The 21,938-nt window shown below is 72.7% G+C and carries 12 protein-coding genes; 1 reads left to right on the top strand and 11 read right to left on the bottom strand.

Features of this window, described 5'->3' with window-relative positions; translation table 11 throughout:
• Positions 1 to 142 precede the first annotated feature (142 nt).
• Positions 143 to 1,198 (top strand): anthranilate phosphoribosyltransferase, encoded by a 1,056-nt coding sequence (gene trpD, locus ACZ52J_RS26070; protein WP_465622201.1) that lies wholly within the window; start codon positions 143 to 145, stop codon positions 1,196 to 1,198.
• On the opposite strand, the gene ACZ52J_RS26075 is transcribed toward trpD, so the two are convergent.
• The 11 genes from ACZ52J_RS26075 to ACZ52J_RS26125 form a co-directional block, all read right to left on the bottom strand.
• The gene (locus tag ACZ52J_RS26075) at positions 1,170 to 2,897 is read right to left on the bottom strand and encodes a 2-isopropylmalate synthase (RefSeq protein WP_465622203.1); all 1,728 of its coding nucleotides are present in this window, start codon (positions 2,895 to 2,897) and stop codon (positions 1,170 to 1,172) included. The two genes, trpD and ACZ52J_RS26075, sit on opposite strands and share 29 nt — an antisense overlap.
• Before the next feature lie 133 nt (positions 2,898 to 3,030).
• The gene (gene ddaH / locus ACZ52J_RS26080) at positions 3,031 to 3,873 is read right to left on the bottom strand and encodes a dimethylargininase (protein WP_465622205.1); all 843 of its coding nucleotides are present in this window, start codon (positions 3,871 to 3,873) and stop codon (positions 3,031 to 3,033) included.
• Entirely contained in the window at positions 3,870 to 4,415 is a 546-nt protein-coding gene (locus ACZ52J_RS26085; RefSeq protein WP_465622207.1) for a flavin reductase family protein, read from the bottom strand. Before ACZ52J_RS26085 ends, ddaH begins: the two co-directional genes overlap by 4 nt.
• A 5-nt stretch (positions 4,416 to 4,420) precedes the next feature.
• The gene (locus ACZ52J_RS26090; protein ID WP_465622209.1) at positions 4,421 to 5,677 is read right to left on the bottom strand and encodes a cation:proton antiporter; all 1,257 of its coding nucleotides are present in this window, start codon (positions 5,675 to 5,677) and stop codon (positions 4,421 to 4,423) included.
• 27 nt (positions 5,678 to 5,704) lie between these two features.
• A complete protein-coding gene (locus tag ACZ52J_RS26095; RefSeq protein ID WP_360507446.1) occupies positions 5,705 to 7,255 on the bottom strand; it encodes a tryptophan halogenase family protein in 1,551 nt (516 codons plus the stop codon).
• 41 nt (positions 7,256 to 7,296) lie between these two features.
• Positions 7,297 to 8,397 (bottom strand): branched-chain amino acid aminotransferase, encoded by a 1,101-nt coding sequence (locus ACZ52J_RS26100; protein ID WP_465622211.1) that lies wholly within the window; start codon positions 8,395 to 8,397, stop codon positions 7,297 to 7,299.
• A gap of 123 nt (positions 8,398 to 8,520) precedes the next feature.
• Positions 8,521 to 8,889: a nuclear transport factor 2 family protein gene (locus ACZ52J_RS26105; RefSeq protein ID WP_360507451.1), complete on the bottom strand. Its 369-nt coding sequence runs from the start codon at positions 8,887 to 8,889 to the stop codon at positions 8,521 to 8,523.
• Entirely contained in the window at positions 8,886 to 9,881 is a 996-nt protein-coding gene (locus tag ACZ52J_RS26110; protein WP_465622212.1) for a TauD/TfdA family dioxygenase, read from the bottom strand. The genes ACZ52J_RS26105 and ACZ52J_RS26110 overlap by 4 nt, the downstream gene beginning before the upstream one ends.
• A gap of 34 nt (positions 9,882 to 9,915) precedes the next feature.
• The gene (locus ACZ52J_RS26115; RefSeq protein ID WP_350517906.1) at positions 9,916 to 10,125 is read right to left on the bottom strand and encodes an MbtH family protein; all 210 of its coding nucleotides are present in this window, start codon (positions 10,123 to 10,125) and stop codon (positions 9,916 to 9,918) included.
• 96 nt (positions 10,126 to 10,221) lie between these two features.
• The gene (locus ACZ52J_RS26120; RefSeq protein WP_465622214.1) at positions 10,222 to 18,078 is read right to left on the bottom strand and encodes an amino acid adenylation domain-containing protein; all 7,857 of its coding nucleotides are present in this window, start codon (positions 18,076 to 18,078) and stop codon (positions 10,222 to 10,224) included.
• Positions 18,079 to 18,171: 93 nt separating this feature from the next.
• Positions 18,172 to 21,938 (bottom strand): amino acid adenylation domain-containing protein (locus tag ACZ52J_RS26125; protein ID WP_465622215.1); only part of this gene is annotated, 3,767 nt, incomplete at its 5' end.

Here is a 21,938-nt window from a genome sequence, read left to right on the forward strand (position 1 = left end):
GGGGAATTGTCGTGGAAAAGCGGTCCGAGGGAGCAGCGGTCAATTGGTCTGGTGGCACGCGGATTTCCGACGGAAGAATTCCCGATGCGGGGCCGAACGGCCCGGCAGACGAAACCGGAATCCGATATCAGGTGAGGAACTCATGGTGGGAATCAATCAGAGGACGTGGCCGGGGCTGCTGACCGCGCTGCTGGCCGGGACCGATCTGGATGCCGCCGACACCTCGTGGGCGATGGACCGGGTGATGCGCGGCCAGACGGGCCCGGCGCAGCTGGCCGGCTTCCTGGTGGCGCTGCGGGCCAAGGGCGAGACCGCGCGAGAGCTGGCCGGACTGGTCGCCTGCGCGCGCAGCCACGCGGTGGCGCTGAGCGTACCGGGGCCTGTCGTGGACATCGTGGGCACCGGCGGGGACGGGGCGCGTACGGTGAACGTGTCCACCATGTCGGCGATCGTGGCTGCGGCGGCCGGGGCACGGGTGGTCAAGCACGGCAACCGTTCGGCGTCCTCCGCGTCGGGTTCGGCCGATGTGCTGGAGCAGCTCGGCGTGGGCCTGGAGTCCTCGCCCGAGGAGGTGGTGCGCTCGGTGCGGGAGGTGGGCATCGGTTTCTGCTTCGCCCCGGCGTTCAATCCGGCGTTCCGCCACGCCTCGGCCGTGCGGCGGGAGTTGGCGGTGCCGACGGTGTTCAATGCGCTGGGCCCGCTGACCAATCCGGCCGACCCGGGCGCGCTGGCGGTCGGGGTCGCGGACCCCCGGCTGGGGCCGCTGATCGCGGAGTTCCTGGCCGAGCGGGGGGTGAGCGCGCTGGTGTTCCGGGGGGACGACGGCCTGGACGAGCTGACCGTCACCGGCTCCTCCACGATCTGGTCGACGCACGGCGGACAGGTCGAGTGCGAGCGCCTGGACCCGCGTCGGCTGGGAATCGCGCTCGCGGATCGCGGCGCGCTGCGCGGCGGCGACGCGGCGCACAACGCCGCTGTAGCACGCTCGGTGCTGGGCGGCGAGCGCGGTCCGGTGCGCGACGCGGTCCTGCTGTCCGCGGCGGCCGGGCTGGCCGCCCTGGAGCCGTCGCACCAGCCGGTCGCCGACCGCTTGGCGGCTACGCTGGCGCGGGCCGCCGAAGTGGTCGACTCGGGGGCCGCTGCGGCCCTGCTGGATCACTGGGTGACCGTCAGTGCGCCGCGGACGACGGTGTCCTGATCGCGGCGCCGTCCACGGGCCGGGCGGTGCGGCGGATGCGCTCCAGGGCCGCGCACACCCCGGCCCGCACGGCCTGCCCGGCCCGTTCGTGGATACCCACTCCCCACACCGGGCGGCCGTCCACCAGAAGTTCGCAGCAAGCGACGACCGCCTGGGTGCGGCCGCCTGCCTTGTGGAGGTCCAGGTGCCCGAGCCGAGCGGTGCCGCCGGCGGCGGCGAGCAGCGAGCGGGCCTGTTCGGCCCACTCCCCCTCAGCCGTCGGCCCGTCCTCGTCGAAGCGGTCCGTCACGGTCGCCGATTCGGCCTCGTCGGGCGCCTGGCCGGGCGCGACATAGGTCTTCTCGAAGGTGCGCCAGAGCTCGGCGGAGTCGACCTCACCCCCGATCTGCTCGCAGACGCGCTGCATGACGGTGGCGAAGTCGATCTGCAGCCGGCGCGGCAGGTCGATGCCGTACTCACGGCGCATCAGGTGAGCGACGCCGCCCTTGCCGGACTGGGTGTTGATCCGGATCAGCGCCTGGTAGTCGCGCCCGATGTCCCGCGGGTCGACAGGCAGGTAGGGCACCTGCCAGGGCTCGTCAGGGTCGCCGGTACGGGCGGCCAAGCCCTTGCTGATGGCGTCCTGGTGGGCGCCGGCGAAGGAGGTGTAGACGAAGTCGCCCGCCCAGGGCTGGCGCACCGGAACGGGCAGCCGGTTGACGTCCTCCACCACGCGGCGGATGCCGTCGAGGTCGCGCAGGTCGAGCATCGGGTCGACGCCCTGGGAGAAGAGGTTCATGGCGAGCGTCACCAGGCAGACGTTGCCGGAGCGTTCGCCGTTGCCGAACAGGGTGCCCTCGACCCGGTCGGCGCCGGCGAGGACGGCCAGTTCGGCGGCCGCCACCCCGCTGCCGCGGTCGTTGTGGGGGTGGACGGACAGCAGGGTACGCTCGCGGTGCGCCAGGTTGCGGTGCATGTACTCGATGCGGTCGGCGAACTCGTGCGGCGGGAAGACCTCGACGGTGGCCGGCAGGTTGACGCGCAGGGTGTGGTCGGCCCGGGGCGCCCAGAAGTCCAGGACGGCGTTGCACAGTTCGAGCGCGTACTCGGGCTCGGTCTGGGTCCAGGACTCCGGGGCGTACTGGAGGTAGAGCTCGGTGCCGGGCAGCGAATCCTGCAGGCGCAGCGCCTCCTGGGCGCCGCGCAGGGCGAGGTCCAGGGTCTCCTGGCGGTCCATCCGCAACACGAGCCGGCGCTGCAGTTCGGAGGTCGGGTTGAAGACCTGCAGCACGGCCCGGCGGGCGCCGCGCAGCGAGTCCACGGTGCGTTCCAGGAAGCCGTCCCGGATCGGTGCCATGACCTGGACGACCACGTCCTGGGGGATCGCGCCGGTCTCGATGATCCGGCGCACGAAGTCGTGGTCGTCCCGGGAGGCGGTCGGGTAGCCGACCTCGATCTCTTTGAAGCCCAGGGCGACCAGCAGGTCGAACATGCGCTGCTTGCGGTCCACCCCCATGGGGTCGATCAGGGCCTGGTTGCCGTCGCGCAGGTCGACGCTGCACCACAGCGGGGCGCGGTCGAGGGTGCGATCGGGCCAGGTGCGGCCGGTGAGGCCGATCGGTCGGTAGGGGCGGTACTTGTGCACCGGCATCGGGCTGGGGAGCTGGCGCCCGCAGTCGGATCTGCCGGTGCTTCCTGTGCCGTGCATGCTTTGCGTCATCGTCATCTCCACTGTCACCACGCGACCTCAGGGCAGAGGGAAGCGCCGCGACCGATGGCGGAACGGTCGCGACGCTTCCGGTCAGTTGGAGCTGGCCCGGCCGGCGGCCGGGCGCCGACCGGGACGGCGGCGCTCAGCCGCGGGGCCTTAGTTCGAGCGTGCAGCACTTGACGCTGCCGCCCGCCTTGAGGAGTTCGGTCAGGTCGACGCCGATCGGCTCGAAGCCGCGCTCGCGCAGCTGCCCGGCCAAGCCGGTGGCGGCCTCGGGCAACACGACGTGCCGACCGTCGCTGATCGCGTTGAGGCCGAACACGGCCGCGTCGGCGGGCTCGGCGAGCAGGGCGTCGGGGTAGAGGCGGCGCAGCACGGCGAGGCTTCCGGCGGAGAAGGCGGCCGGGTTGTACATGATCTCGTCGCCGTCGAGCACGGCCAGGGCGGTGTCCAGGTGGTAGAAGCGCGGGTCGACCAGTTCCAGGCCGACGACGGGGCGGCCGAAGAACTCCTGGGCCTCGGCGTGGCCCTCCAGGGTGCTGCGGAAGCCCCAGCCGGCGAGCACGTGGCTGTCGGTGACGAGGAAGTCGCCCTCGCCCTCGTTGACGTACTGCGGCTCGTGCAGCTCGGTGTAGCCGCGCGCGCGGAACCAGTCCAGGTAGGCGGGGCCCTCGGCGACCCGCTCCTGGTGGCGGAAGCGTGCGCCGAACACCTTGCCGTCGACCACGGTGGCGCCGTTGGCGGCGTACACCATGTCGGGCAGGCCGGGGATCGGCTCGATCAGCTCGATGGTGTGCCCGAGCTCCAGGAAGAGATCGTGCAGCCGCTCCCACTGGGCGACGGCGAGCGAGGTGTCGGTCGGCTTGGCGGGTTGCATCCACGGGTTGATGGAGTAGCTGACGTCGTAGTGGGTCGGGCGGCACATCAGGAAGTTCCGGGGGCGGGCGTGTCGGGTGACGGCACCGCGGGGCGCGGCTGCGTTCATCGGTGACTCCTCGGTTGGGTGGCAGACCAGGTGCCGTAGCGTCGGCTTCCGTACAACAGCGGGTCGTCGTCTGCGAGTCGGATTACTTGGATGACCTCGCCGAAGACCATCCGCCGCTCCCCGACCACCACGATCTGGGTGATGCGGCAGTCGGCGACGGCGTGCGCGGCCTCGGTGAGGTGGGGGCCGGCGGCGTACTCGGGCATGCTCCACTCGGTGGAGTCGAAGCGGTCCGGGGCGCCGGAGGCGAACAGCTCGGCGGCCGAACGGCCCTGGGCATGCAGCAGGTTGACGGTGAAGGCGTCCGATTCCAGGGCCGCCCGCAGGGTCGGACTCTCGGCCCGCATGCCGACGGCCAGGGTGGGCGGGTCCACGCTGACGCTGCACAGCGCCGAACAGGTCATGCCCCAGGGGCGGCCGTCGCGGTCGACCGCGGTGACGATGGCGACCCCGGTCGGGAAGCCGGCCATCAGCGACCGGAACTCCTCGGGCGAACTCGGCGGGGCGGTACGGATGGTGTCAGGGTTTGCGACGACTTCCATGAGACTCACCGCTCGACTTGTTGGAGGATCGGTTCGGCGGCCACCGGCGCACGGGTCCCGATCCGGTCGGCCAGCCACAGCAGTGGCCCGCTCAGCCCCGTGGTGATCAGCGCCATGATCACGAGCGCGACGTAGAGCGCCGGCGGCAGGAGGCCCGCGCTGTACCCGATCTGCAGGATCACGATCTCGGTGAGACCGCGGGTGTTCATGAGCGCGGCCAGCTTGAACGAGGAGATCGGCGGCTGGTCGCCGGCCCGGGCACCGAGGTAGCTGCCCACGAGCTTTCCGGCCAGCGCGAGGGCGGTGGCGACGATGGTGGCCGACCAGGAGAACGCTCCGCCGGGGGCGGCCGCCAGGGTGGTCCCGGCGGTCAGGAACAGCACCGGCAGCAGGCCGCGGCCCAGCTTGCCGAGCAGGTCGGCCGACCTGGTCCAGGGGCCGAGGCCGCCGTCCGGCGGCAGCGCCAGGCCGACCATGACGGCTCCGAACACGTCGCTCAGGCCCAGGTCCTGGGTCAGCCGGGCGGCGCCGAGGGCGAGCAGGCCCACCGCCAGCACCGCCGCCCTCGGGTAGCCGCAGGCCGCCCGGTCCACCGCCGGGGTGCCGGCCAGGCGGCGCAGGGCAAGCGCGGCCATCGCCCCGCCCAGTACCACCAGGATGGCGCGCAGCGGGCCGTCGCCACCCTTGTGCAGGCCGATCGCCAGGGTGAGCAGGACCCAGGTGACGGCGTCGATGAGGACGGCGGAGGCCATCGAGAGCCGGCCCTCCTCGGTGTGCTCCATGCCGCGGTCGCGCAGGATGCCGGCGAGCACCGGCACGGCGGTGACCGCCAGTGCGATCGCGAGCATCAACACGAAGGCGGGTGTGCCGGAGTCCCCGCGCAGGTGCGGGCCTCCCCCGCCGGCGATGATCCAGGCCGCGAGCAGGGCGCCGGCGCCCATCGGGACCAGGATCGACCCGGCCGACAGCCAGGCCAGCGCCCGTCTGGGCAGGCGGTGGCCGCCGCCGCGGATCTCGTGGGCGGCGCCGACCAGGAACAGGCAGAGGCCGAGGTGCCCGAGTTCCTTGAACAGGTCCCAGCCGGGCGACTGGGTGCCCCAGTGCACCCGGGAGCTCAGCAGGGCGCCCAGCGCCAGACAGGCCGCGATCTCCCCGACCACGGCCGGCTGGCCCAGCGCCTTGGCCGCCCGACGGCCCAGCAGGGCGCCGGGGACCAGCACGAGGGCCACCAGGGCCGGCTCGATGAACGTACTCGCCAACACGAATGCTCTCCCTGTCTCCACGGACGGTCAGTGCCGCTGGGCGAGGTACTCGTACTGGCTGGGCAGGCGCCTGACGAGATCCTGCGCCTGGTCCTTGAGCTGCTGGAACTCCTTGGCGGCGGCGGTGGAGTCCATCAGCGACATCGCCGGGACGGCCTTGATCGGGATGCCGCCAAGGCCGAGCAGCATGGCGAGGTAGGAGTACGCCTCGAAGCCGTGGTAGTGCGGGTAGATGGTGTCGCTGGTCGGCGGCTTGACCTGCCACTGCTCCAGCCGCTCGGCCAGGCCGTCGGGGATGACGCGGGTCTTGGCGTCGCGCCAGTAGGCGTTGTCGTCGCGGGCCGCGCCCTTGTAGTGCAGGACCAGGAACTCGCGGACGCCGTCGAGGGTGTGGGCCATCGCGCTGTTGTAGGACTTGCGCAGCTGCGGGTCCCAGTCGGCGTTCGGGAAGTGCTTGACCAGCTGCTCGATGCCTCGCTGGATGAAGAAGATGCCGGTGGACTCCAGCGGCTCGACGAAGCCGCTGGACAGGCCGATCGCCACGCAGTTGTTGACCCAGGCGTTGCGGGTGCGCCCGACCCGCATCTTGATGTGGTTGGCCTCCAGGTCCTCGGCGTCGGGGCCGACGAACTCGCGCAGGGTGCGCTCGGCCTCCTCGGGGGTGGTGTAGTCGGAGGCGTAGACGTAGCCGGTGCCCAGGCGGCCGAACAGCGGGATGCTCCAGATCCAGCCGGCCTCCTGGGCGGTGGCGGTGGTGGCCGGGCGCAGGCCGCGCTTGGCCATGTCCACCGGCACGCGCAGGGCGACGGCGCGGTCGTTGGGCAGGGTGTCCTGGTAGGAGATGAACGGCTCTTCGAGGGCCTGGTTGATCAGCAGGCCGCGGAAGCCGGAGCAGTCGATGAACAGGTCGCCGGACAGGTCGCCGTGCTCGCGGGTGCGCAGGTGGCTGATCCAGCCGCGGTCGTCACGGACGACCTCCAGCACGTCGTCCTCGATATGAACGGCGCCGCGCTCGATGGCGTACTCGGAGAGGAAGTCGGCGAGCAGCGAGGCGTCGAACTGGTAGGCGTAGGGGAACTGGGTGGCCTGCTCGGACAGCGTGGTGCGCGAGGCGTTGCCGTCCTTGGGGCGCTCGACGAACTCCTGCTCGAACAGGGTGCCGTCCAGGTAGCGGGGGGAGCGCTCGTTGTCGCAGATCGAGGTCATCAGGAAGGTGTCCTGGTCGAACCGGTCACTGGGCCGGTCCTTGAGCCACCAGTCGGTGAGCGGGAAGCCGTCGACGACCCGCAGCCGCTCGAAGGGGTGGTAGAAGTAGTGGCCCTTGCGCCGCCAGTTCTCGAACCTGATGCCGAGCTTGTAGGTGGCGTTGGTGCGCGGCATCCACTCCTCCTCGGGCAGGCCGAGGTAGTCGAAGAAGTGCCGCACGGTGCTGAAGGTCGCCTCGCCGACGCCGATGGTCTTGATCCGCTTGGACTCGACCAGGGTGACCGAGACGTTCGGGCCGAAGGTGGCGCGCAGGTACGCGGCGGTCATCCATCCGGACGTCCCGCCACCGACTATGACGATCTTGTTGGGCATGGGTACTCCTTGGCTGTCGTTGTGAAGGGATGGGGCGGCGGTCAGGCGAGCGGGACGTCGTGCATCCAGCCGTGCGCATCGGGCGCGGTGCCCTGCTGGACGGAGGTCAGCAGTTCGGCGAGGCGGGCGGTGAGCGGGCCGGTGCGGCCGTCGCCGATGACCCAGGAGCCGTCGGCGGTGGCGACCTCGTTGACCGGGCTGACCCGGGCCGCGGTGCCGCAGGCGAACACCTCGGTGATCTCGCCGGAGACGCAGCCGGCGCGCCAGGCGTCCAGGCTGAGCGGCTCCTCGGCGGCCGGGATGCCCAGGTCGGCGGCGAGGTCCAGCAGGGAGGCCCGGGTGACGCCGGGCAGCAGGGTGCCGGTGAGCGGCGGGGTGGTCAGCCGGGTGCCGGCGCCGGAGCCGTGGACGAAGAAGAGGTTCATCCCGCCCATCTCCTCCACCCAGCGGTGCTCCGCCGAGTCGAGCCAGACCACCTGGTCGCAGCCCTTGGCCTTGGCCTGTTCCTGGGCCAGCAGGCTGCCCGCGTAATTGCCGGCGCACTTGGCCGCGCCGGTGCCGCCGGCCGCGGCGCGGGAGAACTCCTCGGTGACCCAGACCCGCACCGGCTTCTGGTCCCGGCCGAAGTAGGCCTCGGTGACGAAGGCCATCAGCAGGAAGCGGTACTGCCGGGCGGGGCGCAGCGCGAGGGTGCGCTCGCTGCCGTAGAGCAGCGGACGCAGGTAGAGGCTCATCTCGGGGTCGTCGGGCAGCCAGTCCTGGTCCTGGCGGGTCAGCTCGTCGAGGGCGGCGACGAAGAGGTCCTGCGGCATCTCGGGCATCATCAGCCGCCGGGCGGAGTCCTGGAAGCGGCGGGCGTGGGCCTCGGGGCGGAAGATGCGGATCGCCCCATCGGGTGCCCTGAAGGCCTTGACGCCTTCGAAGACGACCTGCCCGTAGTGCAGGCCGACCATCGCCGGGTCCATCAGCAGTGGTTCGTAGGGCTGCAGTTGGGCGCTGTGCCAGCCCTGTTCGGCGTCCCACTCGACGGAGACCAGGTGTTCGGTCAGGGCCGAGCCGAAGGCGGCGGAGCGGGTGCGCTCGAGCCGTTCGGCGACGGGCAGCGGGTGCTCCAGGGGTTTTCTCTCGATGCGCGGGGACACTCGGCCTCCTGTGGACGGTCTTCGGGTGGGGCCGGCCCCGGCCGGGTGCGGCCGGCCGGGGCGGGGTCGGGCCGAGGGGCCCGGCTGGAAGGGCCCGCAAGGGAAGGGCCCGGATGGTGGGGGTCAGACCAGCGGGGCGAAGAAGAAGGTGTCCCGGCGCTGGAAGAGGCCCTCGGGGGTGAGCGTGAAGAAGTCGGCGAACTCCAGGGAGACGTCCTTGCCGTCCTTGAGCCGCCCCTCGAAGACCCCGGAGACGGTCACCCGGTCGTCCTGGGCGGTGAGCGAGGTGATGGTGTGCCGGCCGGACTCGATCACCCGCTGCCCGGTGTAGAAGGCCCGCAGGCCGTCGTGGCCGCGCATCGGGTCGTAGCCGGGGCGCCGGTAGACCGCGTCCGGGGCGAACAGGGCGATCAGGCCCTCCACGTCCTGGGCGTCCACCAGCTCGTAGTAGGTGCGCACCTGCTCGGTGCCTGCCGTCCGTTCAGTGCTCATGCGTCACCGTGTCCGTTCCCGGCCATCGCGACCAGCGTCGTGCGCTTGCCCGTGTACGGCCGGCGGCCGTGCGAGACCAGCAGGTTGTTGACCATCAGGAGGTCGCCCTCGACCCACGGGAAGGCGTAGGCGCTGTCCTCGAAGGCCTGGCGGACCAGGTCCAGCTCCTCGTCCGGAATGGGCGTGCCGTCGCCGTAGTAGGCGCCGCGCGGCATGTCCTCGGGGTCGAACATCTCCTCCAGCGCCTCGCGGGTCTCCTTGGGCAGGTTGGAGGAGTGGAAGAGGTGGGCCTGGTTGAACCAGGACTCCTCGCCGGTGCGCGGGTCGGTGATCAGCGCGGGTCGGCGGTGGCGGGTGCGCAGGCCGTCCTCCGTCCAGGTCCACTCGATGCCGTGCGAGCGGCAGTACTCCTCGACCTTGGCGCGGTCCTCGGTCTGGTAGGACTCCTGCCAGGTCAGGCCCATGCCCTCGCGGTAGGCGCGGGTGTACAGGACGCCCTTGGCGCGGAAGCGGCCCACCAGGGAGGCGGGCAGGCGCCGGGCCACCGCGCGGCTGTCGGCGAGCGGGGTCTCGCCGCCGGTCTCAGCGGCCACGGTGCTGGCGAAGAACAGCCAGAGCGGGTAGCCGTCGGAGTATGCGCTCTCGTTGTGCTGGACGATGGTCTGCGCCGCCGGGTACTCCGTCGAGGTGTACACGTTGCCGCTGACCTGCGTGCGCGGCGTGGACCGCTCGTTGTAGGTGAGCAGTTCGCCGCCGATGCGGCCGGCCACCTCGTTGAGCAGGGCGGCCTCGTGCACGACCCCGCGGACCAGGACCGCGCCGTACGTCGCGAGCGCGTCCATCAGGTGCGGGCGGTGCTCGGTCGCCCACTGGGCGATGTCCAGTCCGCCCGCGGCCGGGCGGTAGACCACCACGGCCGTGTCTGCGTTGCCCTCGACCCGGCCGGTACAGGGGCCGAGCACCGCCGACTCCGGCGGCAGCGTCCCGTTCATGTTGTCTCCTCCACGCGTGGTACGGCCGGGCGGGTCAGGCCCCCATGGCCTCGATCAGGCTCTTCGGGCGCATGTCGGTCCAGTTCTTCTCGACGAATTCCAGGCATTCCTGGCGGGCGGCCGGACCGAATTCCCGGTGCCAGCCGCCGGGAACCTCGGCGAAGGTCGGCCAGAGCGAGTGCTGGCCCTCGTCGTTGACCAGCACCAGGTATTCGGAATCGTCGTTCTCGAACGGGTTGGACATGGTTCTCCCCTTTGTCGCATTCGGTGGTCGGGATTTCCGCCGGGCAGGCTTTTTCGCACCCGCTGGAACCGGCGGTTTTTGAACCGCGGTCTGAAACTAGCGGGCGGGATTCAGCAGGTCACGCAGCTCGGCCAGGAAGCTCTCGGCCAGTTTCGCGATGGTCTCCGCGCGGTGCAGTTCGGTCGAGTACCGCCAGGTGACCGTGAACCGGTTCCCGTTCACCGCGGCGGCGATGTCGATCAGGTGCGGGCGCCGGCCGCGCTCGCTCTGCTGGTCGGCGATCGGCAGCACGGCCCTGAACGGGCCGTCCTGCCGCCCCCCACCAGGTGTTTCCTCGAACCGCCCGAGGTAGTTGAAGATCACCTCGGGCGACGCCCCGGCGGCCGGGTCGCCGGCCTCGGAGTACCGGGCGAGCGCTCCGCGGCCGATGCCGCGCCCCGGGACGGCCCGCAGCAGGCTCGCCGCGGCCCGCACCCGGGCCTTCGGGTCGGCCGTGGCCGGCGCCGGCAGCCGGACCGGGTAGATGGTGGTGAACCAGCCGACGGTGCGCGCGACGTCGCAGCCGTCGAGTTCGCTGTCGCGGCCGTGCCCCTCCAGATCGACCAGGATTCCGGAGCCCCCGGACCAGCCGGTCAGGGCCGCCCCGAGCGCCGCCACCAGAATTTCCTCGGTGCGCGCCCGGTATTGGCCCGGGGCGGTCCGCAGGAGTTTCGCGGTCTCCGCCTCGTCCAATTCGGCCGAAATATCCGCCTCCGACGATACCGTATTACCACCGGCGTGATCCAGGGGTATTGCCGGGGATTCTCCGGCGGCGATTTGCGCCCAGTACGGGCGCTCGTCCTCCAGCGCCCCGCCCGCGACGTGCTCGCGCAGCGCGCTCACCCAGCCGGTGTAGGAGGTGGCGACCGGCTCCAGGTGGACGGGCTCGCCCGCCACCGCCTGCCGGTAGGCGCTCGCCAGGTCGTCCAGCAGGACCCGCCAGGACACCGCGTCCACCACCAGGTGGTGCGCGATCAGCAGCAGCCGGGACGGGCGGGACGGGCCGCCGTCCAGGTGCACCGCCCGGAAGACCGGGCCGGCCGTCAGGTCCAGTGAGCGCTGCGCGGCCCTGACCCGGGCGGCCTCCTCGGCCGCCAGGGCGTCCGCCGGCACCGCCGACAGGTCCACCCGCTCCAGCGGCGCCGCCTGCTCCGGGGCCACCGGCTGCTGGCGCCGCTCGGCCCCGTCGCCGGTGAAGCGCATCCGCAGTGCCTCGTGGTGCGCCGTCAGACCGGCCACCGCCGCCGCGAGCGCCTCGGGCCGCACGTCCTCGGCCAGTTCCAGCTGGACGGACATGTTGTAGTGGCCGGGCTCCTCGCGGTAGCGCTCGAAGAACCACTGCTGGACCGGGGCCAGCGGCGCCGGGCCGGTGGCGGGGGCCGGCGCCGCGGCGGATCCGGCCGGCTGCTCGGGCGACTTCTCGGCCAGCAGCTGGGCCAGGGCGCGGACGCTGCCGCCCCTGAAGACGTCCTTCGAGCTGACCGTCAGCCCGGCCCGGCGCAGCCGGGCGACCAGCTGGATGCTCAGGATCGAGTCGCCGCCGAGGTCGAAGAAGCTGTCCGTCACGCCGACCCGCTCCAGGCCGAGCAGGTCGGCGAAGACGCCGGCGATCAGCCGCTCGGCCTCGTCCCGCGGGCTCTCGGCGGCCGGCTCGGGGGCGGTGGCGGACGGGTCGGGCAGGGCCCGGCGGTCCACCTTGCCGTTGACGGTCAGCGGCAGCTCGGGCAGCACCGTGAACAGCGCCGGGACCATGTAGTCAGGCAGTACCGCGGCCGCGAACTCGCGCAGCGCCTCCACGGCCGGCTCGCTCTCGCCCGGGCGGGGCGCGGCGTAGGCGGCCAGGCGCAGCCCGCCCGGCCCGTCGACGGCGACCACCGAGACCTGACCGACCCCGGGCGCTGCGGTCAACGCCGCTTCCACCTCGCCCAGTTCGATCCGGTGGGCGCGGATCTTGACCTGGTCGTCGGTGCGGCCCAGGTATTCCAGGACGCCGTCGCGGTCGCGGCGCACCAGGTCGCCGGTGCGGTACATCCGCGCGCCGGGCGCGCCGTGGGGGTCGGCGACGAAGCGCTCCGCGCTCAGGCCCGGACGGCCGAGGTAGCCGCGGGCCAACTGGGCGCCGGCGACGTACAGTTCACCGGCCACGCTGGTGGGCACCGGGCGCAGCAGGGCGTCCAGCACGTAGGCGCGCATGTTCCACAGCGGGGTGCCGATGGCGACGGCGCCGTCCTGGTCGGCCTCGCCGGGTGCCAGGCGGTGGACGACGCAGCCGACGGTGGCCTCGGTGGGACCGTACTCGTTGACGACGGCGGCGCCCGGGTGCTTGGCCCGCCAGTGGGCCAGTGTGGTGCCGAGCAGCTGCTCACCGCCGACCACCAGGTCGCCCTCGGGGAGCACGCCCTCGGGCAGGGCCTCCAGCAGCGGGAGGTGGCTGGGGGTGGCCTTGACGAAGGTGGGCACCGGGCGCCGGCCCTGCCAGCGCTTCGGGTCGAGTTCGTCGAGGTCGCCGACGTAGAGGGTGCCGCCGAAGGCGAGCGGGGCGAACAGGGTGGTGACGGTGAGGTCGAAGGAGACTGAGGAGTGCAGCAGGGCGCCGCCCCGGATGCCCGGGTAGGTGTGGTCGCACCAGTACAGGTAGTTCACCAGGCCGGTGTGCGGCACCACGACGCCCTTGGGGGTGCCGGTGGAGCCCGAGGTGTAGATGACGTAGGCCGGGTGCTGCGGGAGCAGCGGCCCGCCGCGCTCGGTGTCGGTGAGGTTGTCGGCCGCGTGGGCGGCCAGAGCCTCTCGGACCTCGGGCGCGTCCAGCGCCAGGTGCGCCGTGCCGGGTGCGAGTTCGGCCGGGAGGGCGTCGTCGGTGGCGGTGATCAGGCAGACGGGTCGGGCGTCGCGCAGCAGGGTGGCGATCCGCTCGGCCGGGTACTGCGGGTCCACCGGCAGGTAGGCGGCGCCGGCCTTGTGCACGGCGTACAGGGCGGTGAGCAGGGCGGCCGTGCGGGGCATCGCGACGGCCACCACGGTCTCCGGGCCGGCGCCGAGCGTGCGCAGGTGCCGGGCCAGGCGGTTGGCGCGGGCGTTGAGTTCGGCGTAGCTCAGCTCGTCGTCGTCGGCCGCGACGGCGAGGGCGTCGGGTGTGCGCAGGACCTGGGCCTCGAACAGCTCGGGGGCGGTGCAGGTGGGCAGGGTCCGCTCGGGGCCGGACTGGCGGGCGGTGATCTCCTCCTGCTCGGCCTTGGTGAGCAGCGGCAGTTCGGCCGTGGCGCGGGCGGGTTCGGCGGTGACCCGGCAGGCCAGTTCCTCGAGGTGGCCGACCAGTCGGGCCATGGTCCGCGGGTCGAAGAGGTCGGTGCTGTACTCCAGCGAGCCGCACAGCGCGCCGTCCTCCTCCCAGAAGTTTAGGGTGAGGTCGAAGAGCGAGAAGTCGCGGGCGAACGGCTGCTCGGACAGCTCCAGCCCGTGCATCCGCATCGGCTCGGAGGGCGTGTTCTGGTAGGCCACCAGGGCCTGGACGAGCGGGGAGCGGCTGAGGTCGCGTTCGGTGACGACGGCGTCGACGACCCGCTCGAAGGGCACTTCGGCGTGCGCGAACGCCTCCAGGACGGTGTCGCGCACGGCGCCGAGGTGCTCGGCGAAGGAGCGGGTCTCGTCCACGTCGGTGCGCAGCGCCAGGGTGTTGACGAAGAAGCCGATGAGGCCTTCGACCTCCGCGCGCTCGCGTCCGGAGCTGAGGGTGCCGAGGGTGAGGTCGCGCTGGCCGCTCCAGCGGGAGAGCACCAGCGAGCTGAGGGCGGTGACGGCCATGAACAGGGTCGCGCCGTGCTCCTGCGCGGTGCGGGCCATGCCTTCGGTGGCCCGGGGAGAGAGCCGGAAGGTGTGCAGGGCGCCGGCCGAGGTGCGCACCGGCGGGCGGGGGCGGTCGGTGGGCAGTTCCAGGGCCTGGACGCCGGCCAATTTGGCGGACCAGTAGGACAGTTGCTCGTCCAGGACGGCGCCGGCCAGGTGCTCGCGCTGCCAGAGCGCGAAGTCCGCGTACTGCACCGCCAGGGGCGCGAGGCCGGCCTTGGCCGGCACCTGCTCGGGCTGCGCCGTCGGGTCGCTGTCCAGTGCGGCGCCGTACAGGGCGCCGAGCTCGCCGGAGATGACGCCCATGGACCAGCCGTCGGTGACGATGTGGTGCAGCGTCAGGGCGAGGACGTGTTCGTGCTCGCCCAGGCGCACCAGCAGGGCCCGCAGCAGCGGTCCGGTGCGCAGGTCGAAGGGGCGGGCCACCTCGGCGCGCAGCAGTTCCTCGACCCGGTCGGTGTCGTCGGCGGCGTCGACCACCGGCACCGGTACGGTGAACGGCTCGCCGACGACCTGCACGGCCTCGCCGTCGGCGACGGCGAAGGTGGTGCGCAGCACCTCGTGCCGGACCACCAGCGCGGACAGGGCCAGCGACAGTGCCCCCAGGTCGAGTTCGCCGCTCAGCCGCAGCACTCCGCCGGCGTTGTAGGCGGCGTTGCCGGGCTCGAACTCGTCGAGGAACCAGAGGCGTTGCTGGGCGAAGGACAGCGGCAGTGCCCGGTCGCGGCCGACCGGGACGATGCGGGCGGTGTGCCGGGCCGCGCGGCCCTGGGTCACCAGTTCGGCGAGGCCCTCGATGGTCGGGCGGTCGAAGAGCGAGCGTGCGGAGAGCTCGATCCCGAAGAGCCGGCGCAGCCGGGAGATGACCTTGATGCTCAGGATCGAGTTGCCGCCAAGCTCGAAGAAGTTGTCGGTGACCCCGACCCCGTCGAGCCCGAGCACCTGCACCCAGACGCCGGCCAGTGCCTCCTCGACCGCGTCGCGCGGGGCGATGCGCTCGTGGACGGGGACGACGGAGGGGTCCGGTGCGGGCAGGGCCGCCCGGTCCACCTTGCCGCTGCTGGTCACCGGCAGGGTGTCCAGGGCGACGACGGCGGTGGGCACCATGTAGTCGGGCAGGCTGCGGGCCAGCAGGGCGCGCAGTTCGGCGGTGGCCGGGGCCTGTGCGCCCGGCACGGCCACCACGTAGCCGACCAGCTGCTTGCCGCCGGCGCGGCCGTCCCGGGCCACCACGACGGCCTGCGCGACCGCGGGGTGGGCGGCGAGCGCGGACTCGATCTCGCCCAGTTCGATGCGGAAGCCGCGGACCTTCACCTGGTCGTCGGCGCGGCCAAGGTACTCCAGCACCCCGTCGGCGTTCCAGCGCACCAGGTCTCCGGTGCGGTACATGCGCTCGCCGGGGGCGCCGTAGGGGTCGGCGACGAAGCGCTCGGCGCTCAGGCCCGGACGGCGCAGGTAGCCGCGGGCCAGCGAGGGCCCGGTCAGGTGGAGTTCGCCGGCCACGCCGACCGGCACCGGCCGCAGCCGGCGGTCCAGGACGCGCACACCGGTGTTGTGCACCGGGCGCCCGACGACCGGGCGCGGAGACTGCTCCAGCCGGCACCACACGGTGTCCACGGTCGCCTCGGTGGGGCCGTAGAAGTTGTAGCCGGTGGTGTCGGCGGCCTCGCGCAGTTCGCGCCAGAGCGTCTCGCCGACGCCTTCGCCGCCCAGCATCAGGATCGCCGGGCGGTGCCGCGGGTCGGTCAGGAGCCCGGCGGCCAGGACCTGCTCGGCGTAGGTGGGGGTCAGGTCGAGCAGGTCGACGCGTTCGGTGGCCACGTACTCGACGATCGCCTCGGGGTCGCGCCGGGTCTCGTCGTCGATCAGGTGCAGCTCGTGGCCGGCGACCATCCAGAGCATGCCCTCCCACGAGGTGTCGAAGGAGAACACGGCGGTCAGCGCGGCCCGCATGGTGCGCCCGCCCGCGCGGGCCTGCTCGGGCCGGATGAACTCGTCGTGGTGGTTGCGGTACAGGTTGAGCAGGCCCTGATGGGTGGTCAGAACGCCCTTGGGGCGGCCGGTGGAGCCGGAGGTGTAGATCAGGTAGGCGGGGTTGGCCGGGTGCAGCGGGCGCAGCCGGTCGGCGTCGGTGGGCGCGGTGGCGGGCTGTGCGGCGACGGCCGCCCGCACTGTGGGGTCGGTGAGGTCCAGTGCGGTGCGCCCGGCCGGGGCGAGGGCTGCGCCGGCCGTCAGCACCAGGGCCGGGGCGGCGTCGTCGAGCATGAAGTCGATGCGCTCGGGGGGCAGTTCGAGGTCCACCGGGACGTAGGCGCCGCCGGCCTTGAGGACCGCGAGGACGGCCACCACCATGTCCTCGGTGCGCGGCAGGGCGAGGGCCACCAGTGCCTCGGGGCCCACTGCGTGGCCGATCAGGTGGTGCGCCAGGCGGTTGGCCCGGGCCTCCAGTTCGGCGAAGTCCAGCCGGGTGCCCGCGCAGACCAGTGCGGTGCGGTGCGGGGTCAGCCGGGCCTGGGCCTCGAACTCCTGGGGCAGGGTGGTGGCCGGGAGCCGGTCGGCGGTGCCGGACCAGGTGCCCAGCAGCAGGTCGAGCTCGGTGTCGGCGAGCATCGACAGCTCGGCCATCGGCCGTTGCGGCTCGGCCGCCAGTCGGCCGGCCAGCAGGCGCAGGTGGCCGCACAGGCGCTCGACGGTGGCGGCGTCGAAGAGGTCCGGGTTGTACTGCACGGCGGCGAGCAGGCCGCCGTCCTGCTCCCAGAAGTCGAGGTCGAGGTCGAAGAGGGACTGCTCGCGGGAGAAGATGAACTCCTCCAGGGTCACTCCGGACAGCCGCAGCTTCTCGGCCGGGGTGTTCTGCAGCGAGACCATGACCTGGGCCAGCGGGGAACGGCTGAGGTCGCGTTCGGTGACGACGGCGTCGACGACCCGCTCGAAGGGCACCTCGGCGTGCGCGAACGCCTCCAGGACGGTCTCCCGGACGGCGCCGAGGTGGTCGGCGAAGGAGCGGGTCTCGTCCACACCGGTGCGCAGGACCAGGGTGTTGACGAAGAAGCCGATCAGGTCCTCGACCTCGGCCCGCTCGCGGCCGGAGACCGAGGTGCCGAGGGCGATGTCCTGCTGGCCCGACCAGCGGGACAGCACCAGGGAGCTGAGCGCGACCAGGCTCATGAACAGCGTGCCGCCCCGTGCCCGGGCCGCGGCCGTCAGGCCGGCCGTCACCTCCGGGTCCAGCCGGCACAGGTACTGGGCGCCGGCCGAGGTGCGCACCGCCGGGCGGGGCCGGTCGGTCGGCAGCTCCAGCGCCTGCACTCCGGCCAGCTTGCCGGACCAGTACGACAGTTGCTCGTCCAGCGCGGCGCCGGCCAGGCGCTCGCGCTGCCACACGGCGAAGTCCGCGTACTGCACGGCCAGCGGCGCGAGGCCCGCCTTCGCCAGGATCTCCTCGGGCTGCGCCGCTGCGGCCTCCAGCGCGGCCCCGTACAGGGCCCCCAGCTCGCGGGCCACGACGCCCATCGACCAGCCGTCGGTGACGATGTGGTGGACCGTCAGGGCGAGGACGTGCTCGTGTTCGTCCAGGCGCACCAGCAGGGCCCGCAGCAGCGGTCCGGTGCGCAGGTCGAAGGGGCGGGCGACCTCGGCCCGCAGCAGTTCCTTGGCCCGGTCGTCGCGGTCCTGCGGGTGGGGGGCGCCGGGCAGGTCCACCACCGGCACCGGCACGGTGAACGGCGCGCCGATCAGCTGCACCGCCTCGCCGTCCACCGCGTCGAAGGTGGTCCGCAGCACCTCGTGCCGCACCACCAGGGCGGACAGCGCCACCGACAGCGCCCGTACGTCCAGCTCTCCGGTGATTCGCAGCGAGCTGCAGGTGTTGTACTCCGCGCTGTCCGGCTCGAACTCGTCCAGGAACCAGAGCCGTTGCTGCGCGAAGGACAGCGGCAGCGCCCGGTCCCGGCCGGCCGGGACGATCCGGCCCGGCCGGTCCTTGCCGCCCCCCTCCGCCAGCCGCGCCCGCATCGCGGCCCGCATGTGCTCCGGCAGCGACTCGATCAGGCGCTCACGTGCCGCGTCCATCGGGTGTCTCCTCTTCGTGTGTGCACGTCGGTTCGAGTTCGGCGGGCCCGCGGGGCCGGCGCACGAGCGTGCGCCGGTCTCGCGGTGGCCGCGCTACGGCTGGTCGGCCTGCTGTTCCAGTGCGGCCAGGAGGGCGGCCTCGACGGCTGTCGCGAGCTCCTCGACCGTGGGGTTTTCGAACAGGGTCCGGGCGGACAGGTCGACGGTGAAGGTCTCCCGGATCCGGGAGATCACCTGGATGCTGAGGATCGAGTCGCCGCCCAGGTCGAAGAAGTTCGCCTCGGCGCTGATCCGCGGCGTCTTGAGCACCTGGGCCCAGATGTCGGCGAGCAGTTCCTCGATGGGTGTGGCGGGGGCCCGGTACTCCTCCTCCGAGCCGCCCGTGGTGCCCGGGGCGGGCAGGGCCCGGCGGTCCACCTTGCCGTTGGGCGTCAGCGGGAACGCCTCCAGCGCCACCAGCGCGCCCGGGACCATGTAGGCGGGCAGCCGGCGGGCCAGGAACTCCCGCAGTTGCGCCTGGTCCGGTGCGGGCGCACCGGCCTCGGGCACCAGGTACGCCACCAGCCACTTGCCGCCCGGGCCGTCCTCGCGGGCCAGCACCATCGCCTGGGCGACGCCCGGGTAGTCGGCCACGGCCGCCTCGATCTCGCCCAGTTCGATCCGCAGGCCGCGGATCTTCACCTGGAAGTCCGTCCGGGAGACGAAGTCCAGGTTGCCGTCCGGAAGCCAGCGCACCAGGTCGCCGGAGCGGTACATCCGCGAGCCGTCGGCGGCGAAGGGGTCGGCGAGGAAGCGTTCGGCCGTGATCCCGGGCCGGTTGACGTACCCGCGTCCGAGGCCCTGGCCCGCGACGTACAGCTCGCCCTCTACGCCCGGGGGCACCGGCCGCAGGGCCGGGTCCAGGACGTACACCCGGGTGCCGCCGATCGGGGTGCCGATCGGCATCGGGCCGTTCCCGGAGTAGTTGCCGTTGACGGTGAACAGCGAGGTGAACACCGTGCCCTCGGTCGGCCCGTAGCCGTTGATCACCCGGATGCCGGGCACCTGCTCGACCACCCGCACGCAGTGGGCCGGCGAGAGGGTGTCACCGCCGGACATCACCAGCCGCAGGCCGCCGAGGGCCTGGACGTCGCTGTCCACGATCTCGTGGAACAGCCCGGCGGTGATCCAGACCACCGACACCCGGTACCCGTGCAGGAACGCGCCCAGCTCGGCGGCCGACATGCTGCGGCTGGGGCTCACTGCGAGCGCCGCGCCGTTCAGCAGGGCGCTCCAGATCTCCAGCGTGCCCGCGTCGAAGGAGATGGTGGCCAGCTGCCCGACCACGTCCTCGGCGGTCAGGGCGAGCTTGGGGTCGTGGGCGACCCGCAGCACGCCCCGGTGCGGCATCACGGCGCCCTTGGGGCGCCCGGTGGAGCCGGAGGTGTAGATCACGTGCGCCAGGCTGTCCGGGTGGACGGGTACCTGCGGATCGGTCTGCGGCCGGCGCTGGACGGCGGCCACCTCCTGCGGGTCGTCCCCGAGCAGCAGCCGGACCTCCCCGGCCGGCAGCGCGCTCGCGCTCGCGGCGTCGGTGATGACCAGCTCGGCGCCGGAGTCGCTCACCATGAAGGCCAGCCGATCGGCGGGGTACTCCGGGTCCAGCGGCACGTAGCCGCCGCCGGCCTTGAGCACCGCGAGCAGGGCGACGAACAGCTCGGTGCGCCGCCCCAGGCACACCCCGACCCGGGAGTCCGGGCGGACCCCGAGCTCGATCAGGCGGTGGGCGAGCCGGTTGGCCCGCACGTCCAGCTCGCCGTACGAGACCTCCTCGTCCCCGACCACCAGGGCGATCCGGCCGGGGTCGCGGCGCACCTGCTCGGCGAAGACCGCGGTGAGCGTGGTGTCCGGCTCGGCCGGCGCCCCGCGACCCCAGTCGTCGAGGACCTGGTGGCGCTGGTCGGCGCCGAGCGGGTCGAGCCCGGCCAGGGTGGTGGAGCCGTCGGCGGCGACGACGCTCTCGGCGTGCCGGACCAGCTGGTCGCGCAGGCCCTCGACGGTGCCCTCGTCGAACATCGCCGGGTCGTACAGCAGGTCGAGGGTGAGCCCGACGCCGGTGTAGGCCGCCAGGTTGAGCGGGTAGTTGGTCGCCTCGACCGCGGTGACCTCGCTGATCCGCAGCCCGCGGCCGGCCGCCGTGTCGGTGTCGACCGGGTAGTTGGCGAAGATCACGAGCGAGTCGAACAGGGCCTGGTCGGTGGGCAGTTCGCTGACGGCCTGGATCCGGGTGAGCGGGAGGTAGTCGAAGCGCCGGGCCTCGACCTGCTCGGCCTGGAGCGCCTGCAGCCACTCCACCACACCCTGGTGCGGGTCCAGATCCACCCGCACCGGAAGGGAGTTGATGAACACGCCGATCATCTCGTCCGCACCCGGCAGCTCCACCGGACGACCCGACGTCGTCGCCCCGAACACCACGTCGCTACGACCCGAGCAGCCCGCCAGCAGCAGCGCCCACAGGCCCTGCACCACCGCGTTCACCGTCAGCCGATGCCGGCGCGCGAACCCGAACACCCGCTCCGACAGCTCCTGCGACAGCCGCACCCCGACCCGGCCGGTCGAACGGGACTGACCCGCCCGCACCACCTGACGGTCGAACGGCAGCGCCACCGGGGACTCGAACCCGGCCAGCACGGAGCGCCAGAACTCCTCCGCCACCCCCGCGTCCCGACCCCGCAGCCAGCCCACCTGCGCCGCCAAACCGCGACCACCGGAGAGCAGCGGCAGCGCCGAACCCGCCGAACGCGCCGCGAAGTCGTCGAACACCAGCGACAGCACCCGCGCCAGACTCCACCCGTCCAACAGGATGTGATGGAACGTCAACAGCACGCGCACCCGGCCCGGCGCCACCGTCACCAACGTCAGCCGCGCCAACGGCACCTGCCGCAGATCCAGCCCCCGCTCACGGTCGGCCGCCACCAGAGCGTCCCAACGCACCGCCTGACCGTCCCCGTCCACCGAGGACCAGTCCAACACCTCCACCGGCAGCACCACACCCCGGCGCACCACCTGCACCGGCTCCGGCACGCCCTCCCACACGACGCCCACCCGCAGCGCCTGCACCTCGTCCACCACCCGCTGCCACGACGCGGCGAACCCACCCACGTCCGACACACCATCGGCGGTGAACATCAACTGCTCGAAGTACGCCGGAGAATCGGCCTCCACCAGCGAGTGGAACAACATGCCACTCTGCATCGGCGACAGCGGCAACACCTCCTCCACCCCCCGGCCGTCTCCGACCACCAGGTCCACACCCGCCTGATCCAGCCCCGACAGCGGGAAGTCCGACGGCGTCAACCCACCCGCCCCCGGCACCCCGCAGTGCGCCACGAACTCCTCCAACGCGGCCACGAAACCCGCAGACAACCTCTCGATCACCGCAACGGAGAACACGCCCTCCTGCCAGCCCCACTCCACCAGCAGCCGACCGTCCACCACCCGGCCCACGACATCCAGGACGTAGGGGTGCGAGTCGAGCGGGCTGGTCTCGCCGTCCTGCAGGAAGCCGGTCGCCAGGAACGGCGAGTCGTCACCGGCGCCGCCCTGGCCGTCGAACTGGCCGAGGTAGTTGAAGCTCACCTGGGCCCGGGCGGAGCCCAACTCCTGTGCGGAGACGCCGAGGTAGCGCAGGGCTCCGTGCCCGATCCCGCGGCCCGGCACCGTACGGACCCGCTCCTTGACCGCCTTGACCAGCACGTCCCAGTCGCCGCCCGCCGGCAGTTCCAACGGGAACACCGAGGTGAACCAGCCCACCGTCCGCGAGACGTCCACGCCCGCGAACAGCTCCTCACGACCATGCCCCTCGACATCCACCAGCACCC

This window comes from Kitasatospora sp. NPDC034035, assembly GCF_055575755.1.